General features: G+C 65.5%; 21 protein-coding genes. 8 read left to right on the top strand and 13 right to left on the bottom strand.

The features are described 5' to 3' along the window. Positions 1–34: 34 nt before the first annotated feature. Positions 35–1,144: an S-(hydroxymethyl)glutathione dehydrogenase/class III alcohol dehydrogenase gene (locus tag G4D77_RS06850; protein ID WP_012204334.1), complete on the bottom strand. Its 1,110-nt coding sequence runs from the start codon at positions 1,142–1,144 to the stop codon at positions 35–37. Positions 1,145–1,382: 238 nt separating this feature from the next. Here G4D77_RS06850 and G4D77_RS06845 point away from each other — a divergent pair, with 238 nt between their 5' ends. Next, positions 1,383–2,420: a GlxA family transcriptional regulator gene (locus tag G4D77_RS06845; protein WP_154834923.1), complete on the top strand. Its 1,038-nt coding sequence runs from the start codon at positions 1,383–1,385 to the stop codon at positions 2,418–2,420. 11 nt (positions 2,421–2,431) lie between these two features. Here G4D77_RS06845 and G4D77_RS06840 read toward each other — a convergent pair whose 3' ends face one another. The 10 genes from G4D77_RS06840 to G4D77_RS06795 all read right to left on the bottom strand — a co-directional run bounded on the left by G4D77_RS06840 (position 2,432) and on the right by G4D77_RS06795 (position 11,356). Then, positions 2,432–3,748, bottom strand: a complete 1,317-nt coding sequence (locus G4D77_RS06840; RefSeq protein WP_193726157.1) for a DEAD/DEAH box helicase — start codon at positions 3,746–3,748, stop codon at positions 2,432–2,434. Between the two features lie 255 nt (positions 3,749–4,003). Then, on the bottom strand, positions 4,004–4,513 hold the full coding sequence (locus G4D77_RS06835) for a hypothetical protein (RefSeq protein ID WP_154834921.1): 510 nt from the start codon (positions 4,511–4,513) through the stop codon (positions 4,004–4,006). Continuing rightward, complete coding sequence (locus G4D77_RS06830; protein ID WP_227469545.1) at positions 4,510–5,163, bottom strand: peptidoglycan recognition protein family protein; 654 nt, start codon at positions 5,161–5,163, stop codon at positions 4,510–4,512. The genes G4D77_RS06835 and G4D77_RS06830 overlap by 4 nt, the downstream gene beginning before the upstream one ends. Positions 5,164–5,403: 240 nt before the next feature. Beyond that, positions 5,404–6,714: a citrate synthase gene (locus G4D77_RS06825; protein WP_016450198.1), complete on the bottom strand. Its 1,311-nt coding sequence runs from the start codon at positions 6,712–6,714 to the stop codon at positions 5,404–5,406. Between the two features lie 25 nt (positions 6,715–6,739). Continuing rightward, positions 6,740–7,039 (bottom strand): FAD assembly factor SdhE, encoded by a 300-nt coding sequence (locus G4D77_RS06820; RefSeq protein WP_012204343.1) that lies wholly within the window; start codon positions 7,037–7,039, stop codon positions 6,740–6,742. After that, a complete protein-coding gene (locus G4D77_RS06815; protein ID WP_012204344.1) occupies positions 7,039–7,743 on the bottom strand; it encodes a succinate dehydrogenase iron-sulfur subunit in 705 nt (234 codons plus the stop codon). The genes G4D77_RS06820 and G4D77_RS06815 overlap by 1 nt, the downstream gene beginning before the upstream one ends. Before the next feature lie 27 nt (positions 7,744–7,770). Beyond that, positions 7,771–9,576 carry a succinate dehydrogenase flavoprotein subunit gene (gene sdhA, locus G4D77_RS06810; protein WP_016450199.1) on the bottom strand — a complete coding sequence of 602 codons (1,806 nt, stop codon included), beginning with the start codon at positions 9,574–9,576 and terminating at the stop codon, positions 7,771–7,773. Between the two features lie 33 nt (positions 9,577–9,609). Further along, positions 9,610–9,975 (bottom strand): succinate dehydrogenase, hydrophobic membrane anchor protein, encoded by a 366-nt coding sequence (gene sdhD, locus G4D77_RS06805; RefSeq protein ID WP_012204346.1) that lies wholly within the window; start codon positions 9,973–9,975, stop codon positions 9,610–9,612. A gap of 35 nt (positions 9,976–10,010) precedes the next feature. Further along, the gene (gene sdhC, locus G4D77_RS06800) at positions 10,011–10,433 is read right to left on the bottom strand and encodes a succinate dehydrogenase, cytochrome b556 subunit (RefSeq protein WP_016450200.1); all 423 of its coding nucleotides are present in this window, start codon (positions 10,431–10,433) and stop codon (positions 10,011–10,013) included. A 134-nt stretch (positions 10,434–10,567) separates the two neighbouring features. Then, entirely contained in the window at positions 10,568–11,356 is a 789-nt protein-coding gene (locus G4D77_RS06795) for a GntR family transcriptional regulator (protein ID WP_154834880.1), read from the bottom strand. 218 nt (positions 11,357–11,574) lie between these two features. Between G4D77_RS06795 and G4D77_RS06790 the strand changes: the two genes are divergently transcribed. The 5 genes from G4D77_RS06790 (at position 11,575) to acnB (ending at position 17,666) form a co-directional block, all read left to right on the top strand. Then, positions 11,575–12,561, top strand: a complete 987-nt coding sequence (locus G4D77_RS06790; protein ID WP_012204349.1) for a malate dehydrogenase — start codon at positions 11,575–11,577, stop codon at positions 12,559–12,561. A gap of 14 nt (positions 12,562–12,575) precedes the next feature. Further along, positions 12,576–13,382: a trans-aconitate 2-methyltransferase gene (gene tam, locus G4D77_RS06785; protein ID WP_013803434.1), complete on the top strand. Its 807-nt coding sequence runs from the start codon at positions 12,576–12,578 to the stop codon at positions 13,380–13,382. Further along, complete coding sequence (locus tag G4D77_RS06780; RefSeq protein ID WP_012204351.1) at positions 13,379–14,398, top strand: HpcH/HpaI aldolase/citrate lyase family protein; 1,020 nt, start codon at positions 13,379–13,381, stop codon at positions 14,396–14,398. Before tam ends, G4D77_RS06780 begins: the two co-directional genes overlap by 4 nt. 31 nt (positions 14,399–14,429) lie before the next feature. Next, positions 14,430–15,011 (top strand): hypothetical protein, encoded by a 582-nt coding sequence (locus tag G4D77_RS06775; RefSeq protein WP_154834878.1) that lies wholly within the window; start codon positions 14,430–14,432, stop codon positions 15,009–15,011. A 63-nt stretch (positions 15,012–15,074) separates the two neighbouring features. Beyond that, positions 15,075–17,666, top strand: coding sequence for a bifunctional aconitate hydratase 2/2-methylisocitrate dehydratase (gene acnB, locus G4D77_RS06770; RefSeq protein ID WP_016450204.1), 2,592 nt, complete (start codon positions 15,075–15,077; stop codon positions 17,664–17,666). A 76-nt stretch (positions 17,667–17,742) separates the two neighbouring features. Here acnB and G4D77_RS06765 read toward each other — a convergent pair whose 3' ends face one another. After that, entirely contained in the window at positions 17,743–18,561 is an 819-nt protein-coding gene (locus G4D77_RS06765) for a helix-turn-helix domain-containing protein (RefSeq protein ID WP_016453928.1), read from the bottom strand. Positions 18,562–18,692: 131 nt separating this feature from the next. Here G4D77_RS06765 and G4D77_RS06760 point away from each other — a divergent pair, with 131 nt between their 5' ends. Continuing rightward, complete coding sequence (locus G4D77_RS06760; RefSeq protein ID WP_154834877.1) at positions 18,693–19,118, top strand: hypothetical protein; 426 nt, start codon at positions 18,693–18,695, stop codon at positions 19,116–19,118. Positions 19,119–19,457: 339 nt separating this feature from the next. Here G4D77_RS06760 and G4D77_RS06755 read toward each other — a convergent pair whose 3' ends face one another. Then, positions 19,458–19,730 (bottom strand): hypothetical protein, encoded by a 273-nt coding sequence (locus tag G4D77_RS06755; protein ID WP_154834876.1) that lies wholly within the window; start codon positions 19,728–19,730, stop codon positions 19,458–19,460. Positions 19,731–20,184: 454 nt separating this feature from the next. On the opposite strand from G4D77_RS06755, the gene G4D77_RS06750 reads away from it, so the two are divergent. After that, positions 20,185–20,604, top strand: coding sequence for a hypothetical protein (locus tag G4D77_RS06750; protein WP_154834875.1), 420 nt, complete (start codon positions 20,185–20,187; stop codon positions 20,602–20,604). Positions 20,605–20,628: the final 24 nt, after the last annotated feature.

Here is a 20,628-nt window from a genome sequence, read left to right as displayed (position 1 = left end):
ACGGGGGAGGGCGCGCAGCGCCTCAGGGGGAGCTTCAGTACACGACGACGGAGCGGATGGACTTGCCTTCGTGCATCAGGTCAAAAGCCTCGTTGATCTCCGGCAGGCCCATGGTGTGCGTGACGAAGGGGGCCAGCTGGATCTCGCCGCTCATGGCCTGCTCGACCATGCCGGGCAGCTCGCTGCGGCCCTTGACGCCGCCGAAGGCCGTGCCCAGCCACTTGCGGCCCGTCACCAGCTGGAAGGGTCGTGTGGAGATTTCCTGGCCCGCGCCGGCCACGCCGATGATGACCGACTGGCCCCAGCCGCGGTGCGCGCATTCCAGGGCGGCACGCATCACGTTGACGTTGCCGATGCATTCGAAGCTGTGGTCCACGCCCCAGCCCGTCATCTCGACGATGACCTGCTGGATGGGCTTGTCGAAATCCTTGGGATTCACGCAGTCGGTGGCGCCGAAGGTGCGGGCCAGGTCGAACTTGGAGGGGTTGGTGTCCACGGCGATGATGCGGCCGGCCTTGGCCAGCTTGGCGCCCTGGATCACGGCCAGGCCGATGCCGCCCAGGCCGAACACGGCCACGGTGTCGCCTTCCTGGACCTTGGCGGTGTTCTTGACGGCACCCAGGCCCGTGGTCACGCCGCAGCCCAGCAGGCAGACCTGCTCGGGGTTGGCATCGGGGTGGATCTTGGCCAGCGAGACTTCGGCGACCACGGTGTATTCGCTGAAGGTGGAGCAGCCCATGTAGTGGTAGATGGGCTCGCCGTTGTACGAAAAGCGCGTGGTGCCGTCGGGCATCACGCCCTTGCCCTGGGTGGCGCGCACGGAAACGCACAGGTTGGTCTTGCCGCTCTTGCAGAACAGGCATTCGCCGCATTCGGCGGTGTACAGCGGGATGACGTGGTCGCCGGGCTTGACGCTGGTCACGCCTTCGCCGACCTCGACGACGATGCCCGCGCCTTCATGGCCGAGCACGGCGGGGAAGATGCCTTCCGGGTCGTCGCCCGACAGCGTGAACGCGTCGGTGTGGCAGACGCCGGTGTGGGTGATCTTGATCAGGACCTCGCCCTTCTTCGGGGGGGCCACGTCGATCTCGACGATCTGCAGGGGTTCTCCAGCCTTGAAGGCGACGGCGGCTTTGGATTTCATGGGCGTGTCTTTCTGTCGGGGTGGCTCAGGAGCGGCAGTGCGCGCGCTCCGCGAAGCCTTGAATGTAGGCCATGGCCGCGGGGGCCGGCCGCATCATGGCCGCAGCCTCAGGTGATATGTCCGAATCTGAGGGGTGTGGCCGGCTTCGGCCGGGCCTGCAGGCCGTGGGTGCTTGCGTCTTTTCGTATAGTCCGCCCCATTCTTTCCACCCTGACCGCCTCCGAGCCCGCCGTTTCCCATGGACCACCGCCACGCCAGCGCCCACCGCATCGATCTTGTCGTCTACCCCGGCTTCAAGGCGCTGGAGGCCATAGGACCCATGTCGGTGTTCGACTATGCCAACGTGCACCTGCGCGCGCGCGGCCAGAGCGACGGCTACGAGGTGCGCGTGGTCTCGCAGCGGCAAGGGCCCGTGCGCTCGGACACGCTGATGTCGCTGGAGGCCACGCATACGCTGGCCGGGCTGGAGGCTGCAGGCATGGGCTGCACCGTGGTCGTCGTGGGCTCGCGCCATATCGAGCAGGTGCTGGGTGGCTCGGGCGAGCTGGTCGCCTGGCTGGGCCGCGTGGCGCCACGCGTGCAGCGGCTGATTGCGCTGTGCTCGGGCAGCTTCTTCCTGGCCGAGGCGGGCTTGCTGGACGGCCGGCGCGCGGCCACGCACTGGAGCGTGACGGCGCAACTGGCCCAGCGCCATCCGCGCGTGCAGGTCGATGCCGATGCCATCTACCTGCGCGAGGAGATCCGCGATGGCGAAGGCAGCCGCCAGCTGTGGACCTCGGCCGGCGTGACGGCCGGCATCGACCTGGCCCTGGCCGTGGTCGAAGAGGATTTCGGCCACGCGCTGGCGCTGGAGGTGGCGCGTGACCTGGTCATGTACCTCAAGCGTCCCGGTGGCCAGTCGCAGTTCAGCGTGCCGCTGGCGGCCCAGGCCGCGCAGCACGGCGGCGTGCAGGCCGTGCAGCAGTGGGTGATGACCCATCTGGCCGAGCCTCTGACCCTTGCGCAGATGGCCGAGCAGGCGCACATGAGCGAGCGGCACCTGCGCCGCGTGTTCCAGCAGGAAACCGGGCAAAGCCCCACGGCCTTTGTGGAGAGCGCGCGGCTGGAGGCGGCCAAGCAACTGCTGGAAAGCCAGGCCCATCTGCCGCTCAAGACCGTGGCCGCGCGCGTGGGCCTGGGCTCGGAGCAGGCGCTGCGCCACCTGTTCGTGCGCCACCTGGGCATTACCCCGGTGGCGTACCGGGATCGCTTTGGCGGGCGCGGCGGCGCGGGCTGAACCGGAAACGCTCAGTTCTTTTTTGCGGTCTTGGCTGCTTCGGCGGCCGCGGCACGCAGCTTGTCTTTTTTGCTTGGGCGGCGGCCCTTGATGCCGCCGTTGCCGTCCTGGGCCACCGGGGGCGGCGGCACGGGCTCGGTGGGCTCGAAGCCTGGCAGTTGCTCCAGTTCAAGGTCCAGCTGGTTGCGCTTGCAGATCAGCGCCCAGTGCGCCTGGTCGGCCGGCGTGACAAAGCTGATGGCCGTGCCGTCCTCGCCCGCGCGGCCCGTGCGGCCGATGCGGTGCACATAGTCGGTGGCCGAGCGCGGCAGGTCGTAGTTGACGACCAGGGGCAACTGGGTGATATCGATGCCGCGCGCCGCCAGGTCGGTGGTGATCATCACCTGCCAGCGCCTGGCCTTGAAGTCGGCCAGCGCTTCCTTGCGTGCGCCCTGGCTCAGGTCGCCATGGAAGGCCGTGGCGAAGATGCCGGCCTTGTAGAGCTTTTCCGCCACCAGTTCGGCCGTGTGCCGCGTGGCCACGAAGACCAGGGCGCGCTCCAGCGTGGCGGGGTCGGTGCCGGGCGCCGTCTCCCCCTGTACCAGTGTGCGCAGCAGCTGGGTGCGGCGCGCACGGTCCACGGCAATTGCGCGCTGGGCAATGCTCTGGGGGCTGGCGGCATCCTGGCCTTCGGCGGCATCGACGCGGGCCTGAACGGGATCGTGCAGCAGGCCTGTGGCCAGCGATTGCACGGCATCGGGATAGGTGGCCGAGAACAGCAGGGTCTGGCGCTGCTTCGGCAGCAGGGCCAGCACGCGCTGCAGCTCTTCCTGGAAGCCCAGGTCCAGCAGGCGGTCGGCCTCGTCCAGCACCAGATGGCGCACGGCGGACAGGCGCACGGCGTTGTGCTCCACCAGGTCCAGCAGGCGGCCCGGCGTGGCCACCAGGAAGTCGGCACTGCCGCGCAGCATCATCATCTGCGGGTTGATGGACACGCCGCCATAGACCACGCCGATGCGCGGCGGCTGCCTGAGCGTGCGGCCCAGGTCGGACAGCGTCTCGCCCACCTGCTGGGCCAGCTCGCGCGTGGGTACCACGATCAGCGTGGTCAGCGTTCGCACAAAGCCGCCCTGGGCACCTTGGGCCTTGCCGCCATCCATCCAGCGCTGCAGCAGCGGCAGCAGGTAGGCGGCCGTCTTGCCCGAGCCCGTGGGAGCACAGGCCCAGAGGTCGCGGCCCGCAAGCACGGGGGCGATGGACTGGGTCTGTATGGGCGTGGGATCGACCAGGCCCAGGTCTTGGAGGCTGGAGACCAGCGCCGGGCTCAGGCCGAGGGAGGCAAAGTTCATGGTGTGCAGGGAGTGGCTGGGGCCGGAACCCCGGCGCAAGAAAGGCCCGGCCACGAGGGCCGGGGGGGCATTGTCGGCGAAACCGCGCCGCTGCGTGAAGCAGGGGGCTTGGCCCGGGCGCTCAGGCCAGGCGGCGCTGCCGACCAGCAGGCTGTTCACCAGGCCGCCAGCCGTTGCAGCCGGGCCGGTGGCGCATGCCTGTCCAGGGATCGGGCATCGCCGAAATGAGTGCCCAGAAGATCGAATGGAGGCGGCTCATGGAGGACGTCGTCCCTGCCTCTTCAGCTCCTTGAGCCGTCGTTCGGTTGCGCGGTCCAGGGCGTCCTGCAGCAGGTCCATCTTGCGTTTGTTGCAGGGTTGGCAGTCGTAGAAGCTTCCAGGTACTCCAATAGGGTCCAGCTTTTTGTTGGCCTCGAAAAGATTAATACGTCCTGTGGGTTCGATTCCCATGACGATGATTTTTCCGCTCTTGAACTTGACGGACGCTCCTCCTGAACACCCTGTTCTTTCCATATATTCACCGAAGTAGTGCTTCTCTGAAATTTTGCGCATGTGCTGCAGCGCATATCGCACATCCTCTTCGGTCAATATCACATCGTTGCAATCAAGCCAGTTCTTGTCTTCCCAAGAAGAGCCGCCTGAGGGCTCGATGATGTCGATTTTCTGTACTTGCCTGACTGGGTATCTGGCATCGGCCGCATGGAGCATCGATGCTATGGCCATTGCCGAAATCACAGTCACAGTGCGAAAGAAAATGAAGCTCATGGTGCCATTTCCCAGTTTGCGCCTTCTGCCTCGGACAGGTTCTTCCGGCTTACTTCAGGGTGCTTGAAGACTTCACTGGGCGATAGTTGCATGGAATCTTGCAGTGCTTCAACCAGCCATGTCAGAGCACGGTTTTGTGCCTCAGTCGGTGTGGGGTAGACGCCAAATTCTCCCCGAATCCCTTCCGGACTCAGTTCCTTTCGTCGCTGAGGGGGCTTGAACCCTTTCGGCAGCACAGCCCTGCCAACCATCTCGATGCCTATGGCTTCCATGTTGCTCGGATAGCGATCGCCAGGGGCTTTCATCATCTCGATGCGGTGCATTCCCTTTACGCCTGCTCCTTCATAGTCCTTGGCCCTGCATTTCCCCACAAGCAGGCATCTTGCCTTCAGCGGCCCCACATGGTTGGTGCGCTGGTAGATGGCCGCCGTCTGGTAGATGGTGCCGTCCTTGTCGATGAGAAAGTGTGCCGCATTGGCCTTCGGGTTTTTGTAGCTGTTGAGCGAAGACTGGGCCGTGTTGGCATCGGTCTGGTGCACGACGATGCCGGTGATGGCGGCGGTCCGCTTTCCTCTCTCGATGGCGGGGCTGCGCGCATTCTTGACGCGCGCATGGATGAGCATTCCGTCCTTGGTGATTTCGACAAGCATGTGAGTCCCGGGGTTGCGTTGAACGGCAGCGGGCATTGCGCTGCGCCTCCATCCCGTTTCAGGGAGGGTCAACGGTCACCTTAGGGTAGATGTGATCAATCGAGGTCCATGTCACGATAGCCAGAATGGTGTTCCTAGGAGTGGCGTGGCCTTCTGGAACGGTGGACTCGCCCATGAAAAAAGCCCCATGCAAAGGCATGGGGCTTTTGGGTGCCGGGCCGCTGATGCCCGGACCTGCGATCAGCGCTGGCCGATCGGCTTGACGTCGCGGGACACGGAGCCCGTGAACAGCTGGCGGGGACGGCCGATCTTGTACTCGGGGTCGGCCATCTGCTCGTTGAGCTGGGCGATCCAGCCCACGGTGCGGGCCAGGGCGAAGATGCCGGTGAACAGGTTCACGGGCACGCCGATGGCGCGCTGCACGATGCCGGAGTAGAAGTCCACGTTCGGGTAGAGCTTGCGCTGCACGAAGTAGTCGTCTTCCAGGGCGATCTTCTCGACTTCCTTGGCCAGGGCGAACAGGGGGTCCTTTTCCAGGCCCAGTTCGGCCAGCACTTCATTGCAGGTTTCCTGCATGAGCTTGGCGCGGGGGTCGTAGTTCTTGTAGACGCGGTGGCCGAAGCCCATCAGCTTGACGCCGCTGTTCTTGTCCTTGACCTGTTCCATGAACTCGCCGACCTTGGCAACGCCGCCGTTGGCCTGCAGGTATTCCAGCATGTTCAGGCAGGCTTCGTTGGCGCCGCCGTGGGCAGGGCCCCACAGGCAGGCAACGCCGGCCGAGATGGCGGCGAAGGGGTTGGTGCCCGACGAGCCGCACAGGCGCACGGTGGAGGTGGAGGCGTTTTGCTCGTGGTCTGCGTGCAGGATGAAGATGCGGTCCAGCGCGCGCTCGACCACGGGGTTCACCTTGAACTCCTCGCAGGGGTTGCCGAACATCATGCGCATGAAGTTGCCGGCGTAGCTCAGGTCGTTCTTGGGGTACATGTACGGCGCACCGATGCCGTACTTGTAGGCCATGGAGACCAGCGTGGGCATCTTGGCGATCAGGCGGATCGCGGCGATGTCGCGGTGCTCGGCGTTGTTGATGTCCATGTTGTCGTGGTAGAAGGCCGACATGCCGCCGACCAGACCCGTCAGGACGGCCATGGGGTGGGCGTCACGGCGGAAACCACGCAGGAAGAACTGCATCTGCTCGTTGACCATGGTGTGCTTGGTCACGCGCTCGACGAAGTCGGCCTTCTGCGACTCGTTGGGCAGCTCGCCGTACAGCAGCAGGTAGCAGGTCTCGAGGTAGTCGCAGTTCTTGGCCAGCTGCTCGATGGGGTAGCCGCGGTACAGCAGCTCGCCCTTGTCGCCATCGATGTAGGTGATGGCGGACTGGCACGAGGCGGTAGAGAGGAAGCCCGGGTCATAGGTGAACATGCCGGTCTGCGCGTACAGCTTGCGGATGTCCACCACGTCGGGACCGACGTTGCCCTGGTAGACGGGCAGCTCGACGCTGGGGGCGCCGTTGCTGAAAGACAGCGTTGCTTTGTTGTCTGCGAGTTTCATTTCCAAACTTCCTTCTCTAGATTGCCTAGCCTACTAGCGGGAGAGAACCGGGCTTGCGCTTGCGCACCAGTTCCAGAACTTCCCTGATTTCTTGGGTATCGAGTTCACCTTCAGGCTCCTTGCGGCGCAAGAAGAGGTCCATCAGGTCGTTGTCTGCCAGGTCCATCAAGGCAGACAGACCGCTCGCGTGTCTCCGCGTGAGCTGGTCTCCGTAGGTGGCGAAGAACTGCGCGATGAACAGGTCGTTCTCGACCAGGCCGCGCCGGCAGCGCCAGCGCAGCAGGTCTCGCTCGCGTTCGTCGAGCAGAGTATTCGTCATGGTCATCAGATGGCCCGGCGGACCATCAGTTCCTTGATCTTGCCAATGGCCTGCGTGGGGTTCAGGTGCTTGGGGCACACGTCCACGCAGTTCATGATGGTGTGGCAACGGAAGAGGCGGTACGGATCTTCCAGGTTGTCAAGGCGGTCACCCGTGGCCTCGTCGCGGCTGTCCGCGATGAAGCGGTAGGCCTGCAGCAGGCCGGCCGGGCCCACGAACTTGTCGGGGTTCCACCAGAAGCTGGGGCAGCTGGTGGAGCAGCTGGCGCACAGAATGCACTCGTACAGGCCGTTGAGCTCTTCGCGCTCTTCAGGCGACTGCAGGCGTTCCTTGGTGGGAGACGCGAAGCTGTCGTTCTGCAGGTACGGCTTGATCGAGTGGTACTGCTTGAAGAACTGCGTCATGTCCACGATCAGGTCGCGGATCACGGGCAGGCCGGGCAGGGGCTTGAGAACGATGTCGCCCTGCAGGGTCTTCATGTTCGTCAGGCAGGCCAGGCCGTTCTTGCCATTGATGTTCATCGCGTCCGAGCCGCACACGCCTTCGCGGCAGGAGCGGCGGAACGAGATGGAGGGGTCCATCTCCTTGAGCTTGACCAGGGCGTCCAGCAGCATGCGCTCGTGGCCGTCCAGCTCGACCTCGACGGTCTGCATGTAGGGCTTGGCATCCTTGTCCGGGTCGTAGCGGTAGATCTTGAAAGTGCGCTTCATTTGTCTGTTCTCTCGTGGGCTGCTGGATTAGAACGTGCGGACCTTGGGCGGCACGCTGTCCACCGTGAGGGGCTTCAGGTTCACGGGCTTGTAGTCCAGGCTGTTGGTAGCGCTGTACCACAGGGTGTGCTTGAGCCATTCCTTGTCATTGCGGCCCAGCGGGAACTCGGCGTGGTCGGCAGGATGCTCGTAGTCGTACACGGTGTGGGCGCCGCGGCATTCGTGGCGGGCAGCGGCCGAGATCATGGTGGCCTGGGCCACTTCGATCAGGTTGTCCACTTCCAGCGCTTCCATGCGGGCGGTGTTCCAGACCTTGGACTTGTCCTTGAGGGTCACGGAGCCCACGCGTTCGCGGATGGCGTTGATCTTGACTTCGCCTTCGTCCATGCTCTTTTGCGTGCGGAACACGCCGGCATGCTGCTGCATGGTGGCGCGGATGTCGCCAGCCAGGTCCTGGGCGTAGGTGCCTTCCTTGGAGTCGTCGAGCTGGTTCAGGCGCGTGAGCGTGCGCTCCGAGCCATCGGCCGGCACGGGCTTGTGGTCGCCGAAGCCGTTGACGAACTGCACGATGTGCTTGCCGGCCGACTTGCCGAAGACCAGCAGGTCCAGCAGCGAGTTCGTGCCCAGGCGGTTGGCGCCGTGCACCGACACGCACGAGCATTCGCCCACGGCATACAGGCCATTGACCACGTTGTTCTGCTGGCCGTCCCACACCACGACCTGGCCGTTGATGTTGGTGGGAATGCCGCCCATCTGGTAGTGGATGGTGGGCACCACGGGAATCGGTTCCTTGGTGATGTCCACGTTGGCGAAGTTGTGGCCGATCTCTTCCACCGAAGGCAGGCGCTTGCGGATGGTGTCGGCGCCCAGGTGGTCCAGCTTCATCAGGATGTAGTCCTTGTTGGGACCACAGCCACGGCCTTCCTTGATTTCCTGGTCCATGGAGCGGGACACGAAGTCACGCGGAGCCAGATCCTTCAGCGTGGGAGCGTAGCGCTCCATGAAGCGTTCGCCTTCGCTGTTGAGCAGGATGGCGCCTTCGCCACGGCAGCCTTCGGTCAGCAGCACGCCCGCGCCGGCCACGCCGGTGGGGTGGAACTGCCAGAACTCCATGTCCTGCAGCGGGATGCCTGCGCGTGCAGCCATGCCCAGGCCGTCGCCGGTGTTGATGAAGGCATTGGTCGATGCCTGGAAGATGCGGCCAGCGCCACCCGTGGCCAGCAGCACGGCCTTGGCGTGCAGCTCGTACAGGTCGCCGGTTTCCAGTTCGATGGCGGTCACGCCGACCACGTCGCCCTGGGTGTTGCGGATCAGGTCCAGCGCCATCCACTCCACGAAGAAGTTGGTCTTGGACTTGACGTTCTGCTGGTACAGCGTGTGCAGCATGGCGTGGCCGGTACGGTCGGCCGCGGCGCAGGCGCGCTGCACGGGCTTTTCACCGTAGTTGGCCGTGTGGCCGCCGAAGGGGCGCTGGTAGATGGTGCCGTCGGGGTTGCGGTCGAACGGCATGCCGAAGTGTTCCAGCTCGATCACGACGTTGGGCGCTTCGCGGCACATGAACTCGATCGCATCCTGGTCGCCGAGCCAGTCGGAGCCTTTGATGGTGTCGTAGAAGTGGTAGTGCCAGTTGTCCTCGCTCATGTTGCCCAGCGAAGCGGACACGCCGCCTTGCGCGGCCACGGTGTGCGAGCGCGTGGGGAAGACCTTGGACAGCGAGGCCACGGACAGGCCGGCGCGCGACAGTTCCAGCGCGGCACGCAGGCCGGAGCCGCCAGCGCCGACGATGACGACGTCAAACTTGCGCTTGGTGATGTTTGCTTTGGAGTAGCTCATTCTTAACCTTCAATCGTGGAGACCGCGTCTCTATCAGATACGCCACAGGATCTGGATGCCCCAGCCGGCGCAGCCGACGAGCCAGACCAGGGTGAAAACGTTCAGCACCAGGCGCAGGCCCACGGGCTTGACGTAGTCCATCCAGATGTCGCGCACGCCGACCCAGACGTGCCAGGCCAGCGAGACGATCACGGCGAAGGTCAGGAACTTCATCCACTGCGGGGCAAAGATGCCGGCCCACAGGTCATAGCCGACGGAGCCGGTGCTGAAGATCAGCTTGGCCAGCAGCACGATGGTGAACAGTGCCATCAGCACGCCGGTGACGCGCTGCACCATCCAGTCGCGGATGCCGTAGTGCGCACCGACCACGGTGCGCTTGGAGCCGTAATTCACGGACATGGTTCTTTTTCCTTATCGTGAGGGGAGATCGTCTATCAGTACAGGCCGAACAGCTTGGCGCCCAGGATCAGGGTCAGGCCCACGCTCAGCACCAGCACCACCAGGGCGGAGGTCTTGCCGAACTGCTTGTTAACCGCATGGTGGTTCACGTCCATGAACAGGTGGCGCAGGCCGGCGCAGAAGTGGTGCAGGTAGGCCCAGATCAATGCCAGGCACACGAGCTTGAGGAACCATCCGAAGGGACCCGCGAAAACCGAGGTGAAGCCGTCGAAGGAGATCTCCGAGGTCAGCGACATGTCCATCATCCACAGGATGAAAGGCAGCAGGATGAACATCAGCAGGCCGCTGATGCGGTGCAGGATGGACACGATGCCGGCCGGCGGCAACCGGTAGGTGGGGAGGTCCTTGAAGAAGTTGATGTTGCGGAACTCTGGCCGCTTTTTGGCTTGCTCAGTCATGGCAGGGTACTTTCGTGGATGTAACTGCTTCGTAATCGCTCAGGGGCGGCGATGCAAAATTCTATTGCAATGCAATAAAAACAGCTTTGCTGGGAATTGCGTATTTTCGCCCGCTTCTCTGGGGAACGGATCGTTCAGCTCAACGCGTTGCGGTAGTGATGGGTGTCGGTGCGGTACAGGCCACGGCGTAACTCCATGGGAACATCGTTGTATGTGTAAGCGGTGCGCTCCACGCTCAGCAGGGGCGTGGTGCTGGGCACGTCCAGCAGCAGGGCCTGTTCGGCCTCGGGCAGGACGGCGCGGATCTTTTCGTCGGCGCGCACCATGCGCACGCCGTAGTCCAGCTCGAACATGGCGTAGGTGGGGCCCTGGTAGGCGGACATCTGCTCGGCGGTCAGGCCCTTGAAGGCGTGGCCCGGCAGCCAGATGTCTTCCAAAATGGTCGGGATTGCGGAGAACGACAGCACGCGGCGCACATGCATCACGGCATCGCCGCTGCGCAGCGCCAGGCCGCGCGCCACGTCCGCCGATGCGCGCAGGCGCCGGCAGTCGATGATGCGGCGCTCGGCACGGCCCTCGCCCTGCTGGTCGCCGCCGTCGGGCTGCAGCTTGAGAAAGCGGTACTGCACATGCTGGGCCGCGTGGGTGGCCACGAAGGTGCCCTTGCCCTGACGGCGCATCACCAGGTTTTCCGCGGCCAGCTCGTCGATGGCCTTGCGCACCGTGCCCTGGCTCACGCGAAAGCGCGCCGCCAGCTCCATCTCGCTGGGGATCAGCTCGCCGGGCCGCCATTCGCCTGCTTCAAGGCTTTGCAGTATCAGTCCCTTGATCTGCTGGTACAGCGGGCTGAAGGCCGGGGTCGATGCGCCCGCGCCGATGGTGGCAGCGGCGGTTTCAGAGGCGAGGGGAGGCAGGGCTGGCATGGGAAAGTTCGGGGTGGGGAGGCTCCCGGCGACGCAGATGAAAGACTTGGAAACAGACGTCGATCATATCTTATATAAGACATAAGACAAATTGACCGGGCTCCGAAATCGGGAGTACACTTTCGCGTTGTTTGCGGAGCACGGGCTGCTGGTTTCTGACGCTGGTGCGACCTGGCGCCGATAACACCTGATTTTTTCCCCATCCCTGGAGTTTCATCATGAGCAAGAAGCCCGTTCGTGTCGCCGTCACCGGTGCCGCCGGTCAAATTGGTTACGCCCTGCTGTTTCGCATCGCCTCCGGCGAAATGCTGGGTAAGGACCAGCCCGTCATTCTGCAACTGCTGGAGATTCCCGACGAGAAGGCCCAGAACGCGCTCAAGGGCGTGATCATGGAACTCGAAGACTGCGCCTTCCCCCTGCTGGCCGGCATCGAAGCCCACTCCGACCCCCTGCAAGCCTTCAAGGACACCGACTACGCCCTGCTGGTCGGCGCGCGTCCCCGCGGCCCCGGCATGGAACGTGCCGACCTGCTGGCTGCCAACGCACAGATTTTCACGGCCCAGGGCAAGGCGCTGAACGCCGTGGCCTCGCGCAACGTGAAGGTGCTGGTCGTCGGCAACCCCGCCAACACCAACGCCTACATCGCCATGAAGTCGGCTCCGGACCTGCCGGCCAAGAACTTCACCGCCATGCTGCGCCTGGACCACAACCGCGCTGCATCGCAGCTGGCTGCCAAGGCCGGTTTCAAGGTCGGCGACATCCGCAAGCTGACCGTCTGGGGCAACCACTCGCCCACGATGTACGCCGACTACCGCTTCGCCACCGTCAACGGTGAAAGCGTCAAGGCCAAGATCAACGACCAGGCCTGGAACAAGGACGTGTTCCTGCCCACCGTCGGCAAGCGTGGCGCCGCCATCATTGCAGCGCGCGGCCTGTCCTCGGCTGCCTCGGCTGCCAACGCCGCCATCGACCACATGCGCGACTGGGCCCTGGGCTCGGGCGGCGAATGGGTCACCATGGGCGTGCCCTCCAACGGCGAATACGGCATCCCCGCCGGCATCGTCTTCGGCTTCCCGGTCACCACCGAGAACGGCGAGTACAAGATCGTCGAAGGCCTGGAAATCGACGCCTTCTCGCAAGAGTGCATCGACAAGACCCTGGCCGAGCTGCAAGGCGAACAGGACGGCGTCAAGCACCTGCTGTAAGCCGCCGGCAAGCCATGCTCGACTGGAATCCCGCGCTTTACCTGCGTTTCGCCAATGAGCGTACGCGCCCCGCAGCCGAGCTGCTGGCGCGTGTGCCCTTGGCCCAGGCCCGCCATGTGGTGGACCTGGGATGCGGGCCGGGCAATTCCACCGAGCTGCTTGCACAGCGCTATGCCGGTGCCACGATCACCGGTATAGACAACTCCCAGGCGATGCTGGCCACCGCGCGCCAGCATCTGCCTGAGGCCCGCTTCGCGCTGGCCGACATTGCTTCCTGGACGCCCGCCCCCGGCGAGAGCGCTCCCGACCTGATTTATGCCAATGCCTCCCTCCAGTGGGTGGGGGAGCATGAAACGCTGATACCCCGCCTGTTCGCCCAACTGGCGCCAGGGGGCGTGCTGGCGATACAGATGCCCGACAACCGGCAGGAAGCCACGCACCGCGTGATGCGCGAGATCGCCAGCCTGCCCAAGTTTGCCGCCTACATCGGCGATGCCGCCAAGGTGCGGGCCGACATCCTGCCCATCCGCAGCTACTACGACCTGCTGGCCGGACCGCAGGAGCAGGCCGGCGTCGAGGCCGGCGCCGTCGATGTCTGGCACACCGTCTACCAGCATCCCATGGACTCGGCCGGCGCCATCGTCCAGTGGCTGCGCGGCACCGGCCTCAAGCCCTTCGTCGAAGGCCTGCCGGAAGCCCTGCAGGCCGACTTCCTCACCGAATACGAAAACCGCGTGGACGCCGCCTACGGCGTGCGCGCCGACGGCCGGCGCCTGCTGGCCTTCCCCCGCCTGTTCATCGTCGCCCAGCGCAAGCCATGACCGCCGCCACGTCCACACCCTCTCGCGCACACCCGGCCCAGGTGCTGCTCGATGCGCAGGGCGGTGCCCTGCACCTGCCCGTCTGCGACCACTACAGCGGCGTGGAAGTGCGCATGCGCAAGAGCCTGCAGCTGCAGGCCGAGATGATGGCCGAGTTCGGCACCTGCGTGTTCGACGTCACGCTGGACTGCGAGGACGGCGCCCCCGTGGGCCAGGAGGCCGCCCATGCGCGCCTGGTGGCCTCGCTGGCGCGTGATGCCGCGCCCGGCGCCCGCGTGGCTGCGCGCGTGCATGCCGTGGACCACGCCAGCTTCGCGCAGGACCTGGACATCATCGTCGGCGAGGCCGGCGACCGCCTGTGCCACCTCATGCTGCCCAAGGTGGAAAGCGTGGACGACGTGCTGCTGGCCGAGCGGCATCTGGGCCGACTGGGCTGCCGCGAACTGCCGCTGCATGTGCTCATCGAGTCGCCCGCCGCCGTGCACCGCGCCTTCGACATCGCGGCACACCCGCGCGTGCAGAGCATTTCCTTCGGCCTGATGGACTTCGTCTCGGCCCATGGCGGCGCGATTCCTGCCTCGGCCATGGGCTCGGCCGGCCAGTTCGACCATCCGCTGGTCGTGCGTGCCAAGCTGGAGATCGCAGCTGCCTGCCACGCGCACGGAAAGGTGCCTTCGCACTGCGTGGTCACCGAGTTCAGGAATCCACAGGCGCTGCAGGCCGCTGCCACACAGGCGTCACGGCGGCTCGGCTATACCCGCATGTGGAGCATCCACCCGGACCAGATCCGTCCCATCCTCGCCGCGTTCGCGCCCCAGGCCGACGAAGTGGCGCAGGCCGCACAAATACTTACCGCCGCCGAGGCCGCCGACTGGGCGCCCGTCAGCGTGGATGGTGTATTACATGACCGGGCGAGCTACCGCTATTTCTGGCAGTTGCTCACACGTGCCCACCAGACCGGCCAGGCGCTGCCCCCGCAGGTGCAGCCCTGGTTTGCATCAGAATCACTTGCTTAGCCCACACCGGGAATTTGCAGGAGCCCAACGTATGAAGACAGCTATCGCCTCCATCCTGATCGCAGCCCCCTTGCTGGCCATGGGCCTGGGCGCCAGCGCCGCCGAACCTGCCAAGAAGGCTCCGGCCAAGGCCGCCGCCAAGCCTGCGGTCAAGAAGGCTCCCGCCAAGAAGTCCACCGCGGCCAAGGCCGCTGCCGGCGCTGCCGCAGTCGGCGGTGCGGCGGCCGTGGCAGCTGCTGCCCAGCAGCCGCTGTCCGCCGAAGACCTGGCCATCTCGGAGCGCGTGCACACCGGCCGCATTCCCTGCGAGCTGGGCGCCTTCGTCAATGTGACGGCCGACCAGTCCAACCCCGGCTACTTCAACATCGACGGCAAGGGCTTCAAGTACCACATGGCGCCCGTCAAGACCTCGACCGGCACCGTGCGCCTGGAAGACAAGCATGCCGGCGCCGTCTGGCTGCAGATCGCCAACAAGTCCATGCTCATGAACCAGAAGGTCGGCCAGCGCCTGGCCGACGAATGCATGAGCCCTGACCAGCTTCAGGTGGCCGAGGCCATCAAGAAGAACCCGCCTCCCAGCCTGCTGGAAGCACCCAAGCCCGCCGGCCAGTAATCCAGGCCCGGACCTGAGCGTCCCGCAAGCAGCCCCACTTTAGAAAACCATGGAGAGAGAATCATGTTGAAAGCCTACCGTGACCACGTGGCCGAACGCGCCGCGCTCGGTATCCCCCCGCTGCCGCTGGATGCCAAGCAGGTTGCCGAACTGATCGAGCTGATCAAGAACCCGCCCGCTGGCGAGGACGCCTTCCTGCTCGACCTGCTCACGCACCGCGTTCCTCCGGGCGTGGACGATGCCGCCAAGGTCAAGGCCAGCTTCCTGGCAGCCGTGGCCCACGGTGACATCCAGGTGGCTCTCATCTCCAAGGCCAAGGCCACCGAGCTGCTGGGCACCATGGTGGGCGGCTACAACGTGCACCCCCTGATCGAGCTGCTGGACGACGCCGAAGTCGCCGGCGTCGCTGCCGATGCGCTGAAGAAGACGCTGCTGATGTTCGACTTCTTCAACGACGTGGCCACCAAGGCCAAGGCCGGCAACGCCAAGGCCCAGGAAGTCATGCAGAGCTGGGCTGACGCCGAGTGGTTCACCTCGCGCCCCGAAGTGGACAAGAAGATCACCGTCACCGTCTTCAAGGTGCCCGGTGAGACCAACACCGACGACCTGTCGCCTGCACCCGATGCCTGGAGCCGTCCGGACATCCCGCTGCACTACCTGGCCATGCTCAAGAACACCCGTCCCGACGCGGCCTTCAAGCCCGAGGAAGACGGCAAGCGCGGCCCGATGCAGTTCATCGACGACCTCAAGAAGAAGGGCCACCTGGTCGCCTACGTGGGCGACGTGGTCGGCACCGGCTCCTCGCGCAAGTCGGCCACCAACTCCATCGTCTGGGCCACGGGCCAGGACATCCCCTTCGTGCCCAACAAGCGCTTCGGCGGCGTGACCCTGGGCGGCAAGATCGCCCCCATCTTCTTCAACACGCAGGAAGACTCCGGCTCGCTGCCCATCGAAGTGGACGTCTCCAAGCTGGAGATGGGCGACGTCATCGACGTGCTGCCCTATGACGGCAAGCTGGTCAAGAACGGCGAGACCGTCGCCGAGTTCCAGCTCAAGAGCGACGTGCTGTTCGACGAAGTGCGCGCCGGCGGCCGCATCAACCTGATCATCGGCCGTTCGCTGACCGCCAAGGCCCGCGAATTCCTGGGCCTGTCTGCCTCCACCGTGTTCCGCCTGCCTCAGGCGCCCGCTGCTTCGAACGCCGGCTTCACGCTGGCCCAGAAGATGGTCGGCCGCGCCGTCGGCCTGCCGGAAGGCCAGGGCGTGCGCCCCGGTACCTACTGCGAGCCGCGCATGACCACCGTGGGTTCGCAGGACACCACCGGCCCCATGACCCGCGACGAGCTCAAGGACCTGGCCTGCCTGGGCTTCTCGGCCGACATGGTCATGCAGTCCTTCTGCCACACGGCCGCCTACCCCAAGCCCGTGGACGTCAAGACCCACCGCGAGCTGCCCGCCTTCATCAGCAACCGCGGCGGCGTGGCCCTGCGTCCCGGTGACGGCGTGATCCACTCCTGGCTCAACCGCCTGCTGCTGCCCGACACCGTGGGCACGGGCGGCGACTCGCACACGCGCTTCCCCATCGGCATCTCCTTCCCTGCAGGTTCCGGCCTGGTGGCCTTCGGCGCCGCCACAGGCGTGATGCCCCTGGACATGCCCGAGTCCGTGCTCGTGCGCTTCAAGGGCGAAATGCAGCCCGGCGTCACCCTGCGTGACCTGGTGCATGCCATTCCCCTGTACGCCATCAAGGCAGGCGCGCTGACCGTGGCCAAGGCCGGCAAGAAGAACATCTTCTCGGGCCGCATCCTGGAAATCGAAGGTCTGCCCGACCTCAAGGTGGAACAGGCCTTCGAGCTGTCCGACGCCTCGGCCGAGCGCTCGGCTGCCGGCTGCACGATCAAGCTCAACCCCGAGCCGATCAAGGAGTACCTGACCTCGAACATCGTTCTGATGAAGAACATGATCGCCGACGGCTACGCCGACGCCAAGACGCTGCAGCGCCGCATCGAGAAGGTCGAAGCCTGGCTGGCCAAGCCCGACCTGCTCGAAGCCGACAAGGACGCCGAATACGCTGCCGTGTTCGAGATCGACCTGGCCGACATCAAGGAACCCATCGTCTGCTGCCCCAACGATCCCGATGACGCCAAGTTCCTGTCCGAAGTGGCCGGCACCAAGATCGATGAAGCCTTCATCGGTTCGTGCATGACCAACATCGGCCACTTCCGCGCAGCAGCCAAGCTGCTGGGCGGCCAGCGCGACATCCCCGTCAAGCTGTGGGTGGCTCCGCCCACCAAGATGGACCAGAACGAGCTGATCAAGGAAGGCCACTACGCCGCCTTCGGCACGGCCGGTGCCCGCACCGAAATGCCGGGCTGCTCGCTGTGCATGGGCAACCAGGCCCAGGTCCGCGAAGGCGCGACGGTGATCTCCACCTCGACCCGCAACTTCCCCAACCGCCTGGGCAAGAACACCAACGTGTTCCTGGGCTCGGCCGAGCTGGCCGCCATCGCATCGCGCCTTGGCAAGCTGCCCACCAAGGAGGAATACCTCAAGGAAATGGGCGTGATCGATGCCGACAAGTCCAGCGTCTACCGCTACATGAACTTCGACCAGATCGAAGAGTACGCGGACGTGGCCAAGGGCGTGAGCGCCTGAGTCCGGCCTGATCCGGCTCCATGAGCAAAGCCCGCTTCGGCGGGCTTTGCTGCTTTCTGGCTCTGTACTTTCCGGTTTACGCAGTCTGCTTCAACCGTCCCAGCACCTCCTGCGTCTGCGCATCCGCCGGAAAGAACGACTCCACGGCCAGCTCCTGCAGTGTCACATCCACCGGCGTGCCGAAGATGGTGATGGTGCTGATGAAGTTCAGCCGGCCATGGTCGGTGTCCAGCGCGAAGGGCACGGCAATGTGGCTGGCAGGTGCTGCGCCATGTGAGTCCGCTTCATCTTCCTTGAACGGGTAGGCGGCAATCTCGTCGTGCAGCGCCTGCAGCTGCGCATCCGACGTGGCGGCAATCTGCTGTTGCAGGCGGTGCAGCAGATGCGCGCGCCAATGGGCTGCATTGGCCAGGCGCGGGCCCAGGCCTTCGGGGTGCAGGCTCAGGCGCAGCACATTGACGGGCGGCTCCAGCAGCCAGGGCGCCACGCCGGCCAGCAGCAGCGGCACGATGGCGTTGGCGGCCACCAGGTTCCAGTGACGGTCCACGGCCAGGGCCGGATTGGGTTCGTGGCCCTTGAGCACCAGGTCCACGGCCTGGCGCGCGGCGGCCAGGTCAGGGTGGTCCAGCGGCCGGGCCTGGTACATGGGCGCATAGCCTGCGGCCACCAGCAGCGCGTTGCGCTCGCGCAGCGGCACGCCCAGGCGCTCCACCAGGCGCAGCACCATCTCGCGGCTGGGCTGGGCGCGGCCGGTTTCCACATAGCTCAGGTGGCGCGTGGAGATCTCGGCCTCCAGCGCCAGGCCCTGCTGGCTCAGGCGGCGGTGCTGGCGCCAGTGGCGCAGATGGTCGCCGAAGGGCGAGCGCGCGGACGGTGGATGGGCGGTGGAGGTCATGGTCCGCATCGTAGCGGCGGGGCTGGCGTGGCGGCCATGACCTGCGAGGTTATCGACCCTGTGCAGCCTGCGGCGGACCATGCAGTCCATGGCATGCACGGTGTGTGCCTGTTGCTCTCAAGGAGTTCGCCATGTCGATGTTCGCTTCCCCCCGTTTCCTGCCCCGCGTGATGTGGGCCGATGCTGCTTCCTGCGCCGCCTCGGGCGCCTTGCAACTGGTGGCGGGGCAGCCGCTGTCGGATGTGACGGGGTTGCCTCTGGCGCTGCTGCAGTCCACAGGCTGGTTTTTGCTGGGCTATGCGCTGCTGGCTGCGTGGATGGCGGCGCGCTCGCCTGTGCCGCGGCGGTTGATCGGGCTGGTGGTTGTGGGGAATTTCGGGTGGGCTGCGGGCTGTGTTGCGCTGTTGGCGTTTGGTGGGTTGGGGTTGTCTGCCTGGGGGGTGGCGTGGGTGTTGGCTCAGGCGTTGGTGGTTGTGGTGTTGGCTGAGTTGCAGTGGACTGGGTTGAGGCGCACGCGGGATGTGGTTGGCGCTGCGCGGTCCGTGGTTGTCGGGTGAGGGACTGTTTCTGGCCCTGCCGGGGGGTGTTTTTTCGAGGCCGGGTCTCGGCCCGGCGGCCGACCTACCTTTCTTTGATTCGTCACCGGTACGCCGGCCGAAGAAAGGTAGGCCAAAGAAAGACGACCCGAATGCCCGCGACCCCTTCGCTGCGCTGCGGGGCAACCTGCGTCGGGCCGCCTGCGGGGTTCGCCGTGAAACTCACTTCGCGCTGCGCGCTACGTTCAGACAATCACGGCGAGTCAGATGACGAGGCAGTCCTGTCCTTCGGCAGGACTGCAACCCCGCAGGCGGCCCGACGCGGGCGCTGGTGCGGGCCTTTGCTGCGCTCGGCCCGGTTCAGGGGGGGGCGCTGCTTTTGACGTGGAGGGAGCAGCCCACGGCGACGACTTCGCCGCTGGTTTCGCTGGCCAGCATGTCGGCGCTGTTGCGGATGGTGCGCAGGGCGCTGGCGAGCACCTCCAGGTGGTTGCTGGTCTCGGGCGTTTCCAGCCACAGCAGGGCCATGCGGGAGAGTGCCGAGATTTCGGCACAGCCTTGCTGCACCAGGCGGTCCACCTCGGTCACGACCTGGGTGAAATGCTCGGCGCTGGGTGGGGGTCTGGGTGTCATGGCTCGGCTCTCCGTGCAAAGGTGAGGCGGGCCATCGAGATGGATGCGATGTACATGGTTCCGTGCTCCTATTCGAGACTGAACCACCAGGCCGGGTTTTCAAGCACAGCAATGGTGGACGGGATGTTGAAAACACGAGAATAGTCGTGCGGGCAGCCTTGCGGTGAGCCCCATCCCGTCCCAAACCGTTCGGATGCAGGCAAGCGCCCACGATCCAAGCAAATCAGACGTGACAAGGCCTCGCTATCGGGGAGGCCGCTCCGCTATTCTTCAAAGGTGTTTTCAAGCACCGGCCCCGTGACAGGGGGCTGGTGCGGATTGTGGCATAGCGACTGGAGTTGCTCCAGCGGGGCTGGCATGACCTGGCAGGTCATGGACGCGGGGGGCGGTGGCGGCGGAGCATCGGCAGGGCCGGCTTGCGAGGTGCATGCCCGGCAATCCACAAGGAGTGCTGATGCCGATGTTTTCCCATGCCCGTTTCCTGCCCCGCACCCTGTGGGCCGACGCCATCTGCTGCGCCGCCGCGGGTGCGGTGCAACTGGCCTTCGCGCAGCCACTGGCCGTTGTCACGGGGTTGCCGCAGGCGCTGCTGCTGGGCACGGGGTGCTTCTTGCTGGCCTGGGCCTGCGTGGCTGGCTGGGGCGCGTGCCGCATGCCGCGCAGCCGGGGGCTGGTGGCCATTGCCGTGTTCGGCAACTTCGGCTGGGCCCTGGCCTGCGGGGTTGTGCTGTACAGCGGCGTGCTGGAGCCTGCGCCCGCAGGCTGGGCATGGGTGCTGGGCCAGGCGGCCATCGGCGTGGCGCTGGGCGATCTGCAGTGCGCGGGGTTGTGGCGCAGCAGGGCTTCGCTGGCCGGTCCGATGACAGCCCTGTGAAAGCCTGCCGCTTTTTCCGCGCGG

The sequence above is a fragment of the Delftia sp. WY8 genome (genome assembly GCF_018437695.1).
In the GTDB taxonomy this organism is placed as follows: Bacteria; Pseudomonadota; Gammaproteobacteria; order Burkholderiales; family Burkholderiaceae_C; genus Comamonas; species Comamonas tsuruhatensis.
This window is presented reverse-complemented; position numbering and strand designations above follow the sequence as displayed.

Bases quoted from the DNA above. Each gene is read 5' to 3' on its own strand.
- G4D77_RS06820 (WP_012204343.1), bottom strand. From the start codon at position 7,039: ATGACCATGACGAATACTCTGCTCGACGAACGCGAGCGAGACCTGCTG.
- G4D77_RS06780 (WP_012204351.1), top strand. From the start codon at position 13,379: ATGACCGCCGCCACGTCCACACCCTCTCGCGCACACCCGGCCCAGGTG.
- G4D77_RS06830 (WP_227469545.1), bottom strand. From the start codon at position 5,163: ATGCTTGTCGAAATCACCAAGGACGGAATGCTCATCCATGCGCGCGTC.
- sdhD (WP_012204346.1), bottom strand. From the start codon at position 9,975: ATGTCCGTGAATTACGGCTCCAAGCGCACCGTGGTCGGTGCGCACTAC.
- G4D77_RS06775 (WP_154834878.1), top strand. From the start codon at position 14,430: ATGAAGACAGCTATCGCCTCCATCCTGATCGCAGCCCCCTTGCTGGCC.
- G4D77_RS06815 (WP_012204344.1), bottom strand. From the start codon at position 7,743: ATGAAGCGCACTTTCAAGATCTACCGCTACGACCCGGACAAGGATGCC.
- sdhA (WP_016450199.1), bottom strand. From the start codon at position 9,576: ATGAGCTACTCCAAAGCAAACATCACCAAGCGCAAGTTTGACGTCGTC.
- G4D77_RS06845 (WP_154834923.1), top strand. From the start codon at position 1,383: ATGGACCACCGCCACGCCAGCGCCCACCGCATCGATCTTGTCGTCTAC.
- G4D77_RS06825 (WP_016450198.1), bottom strand. From the start codon at position 6,714: ATGAAACTCGCAGACAACAAAGCAACGCTGTCTTTCAGCAACGGCGCC.
- G4D77_RS06840 (WP_193726157.1), bottom strand. From the start codon at position 3,748: ATGAACTTTGCCTCCCTCGGCCTGAGCCCGGCGCTGGTCTCCAGCCTC.
- G4D77_RS06765 (WP_016453928.1), bottom strand. From the start codon at position 18,561: ATGACCTCCACCGCCCATCCACCGTCCGCGCGCTCGCCCTTCGGCGAC.
- G4D77_RS06795 (WP_154834880.1), bottom strand. From the start codon at position 11,356: ATGCCAGCCCTGCCTCCCCTCGCCTCTGAAACCGCCGCTGCCACCATC.
- sdhC (WP_016450200.1), bottom strand. From the start codon at position 10,433: ATGACTGAGCAAGCCAAAAAGCGGCCAGAGTTCCGCAACATCAACTTC.
- G4D77_RS06750 (WP_154834875.1), top strand. From the start codon at position 20,185: ATGCCGATGTTTTCCCATGCCCGTTTCCTGCCCCGCACCCTGTGGGCC.
- G4D77_RS06790 (WP_012204349.1), top strand. From the start codon at position 11,575: ATGAGCAAGAAGCCCGTTCGTGTCGCCGTCACCGGTGCCGCCGGTCAA.
- G4D77_RS06760 (WP_154834877.1), top strand. From the start codon at position 18,693: ATGTCGATGTTCGCTTCCCCCCGTTTCCTGCCCCGCGTGATGTGGGCC.
- acnB (WP_016450204.1), top strand. From the start codon at position 15,075: ATGTTGAAAGCCTACCGTGACCACGTGGCCGAACGCGCCGCGCTCGGT.
- G4D77_RS06835 (WP_154834921.1), bottom strand. From the start codon at position 4,513: ATGAGCTTCATTTTCTTTCGCACTGTGACTGTGATTTCGGCAATGGCC.
- tam (WP_013803434.1), top strand. From the start codon at position 12,576: ATGCTCGACTGGAATCCCGCGCTTTACCTGCGTTTCGCCAATGAGCGT.
- G4D77_RS06755 (WP_154834876.1), bottom strand. From the start codon at position 19,730: ATGACACCCAGACCCCCACCCAGCGCCGAGCATTTCACCCAGGTCGTG.
- G4D77_RS06850 (WP_012204334.1), bottom strand. From the start codon at position 1,144: ATGAAATCCAAAGCCGCCGTCGCCTTCAAGGCTGGAGAACCCCTGCAG.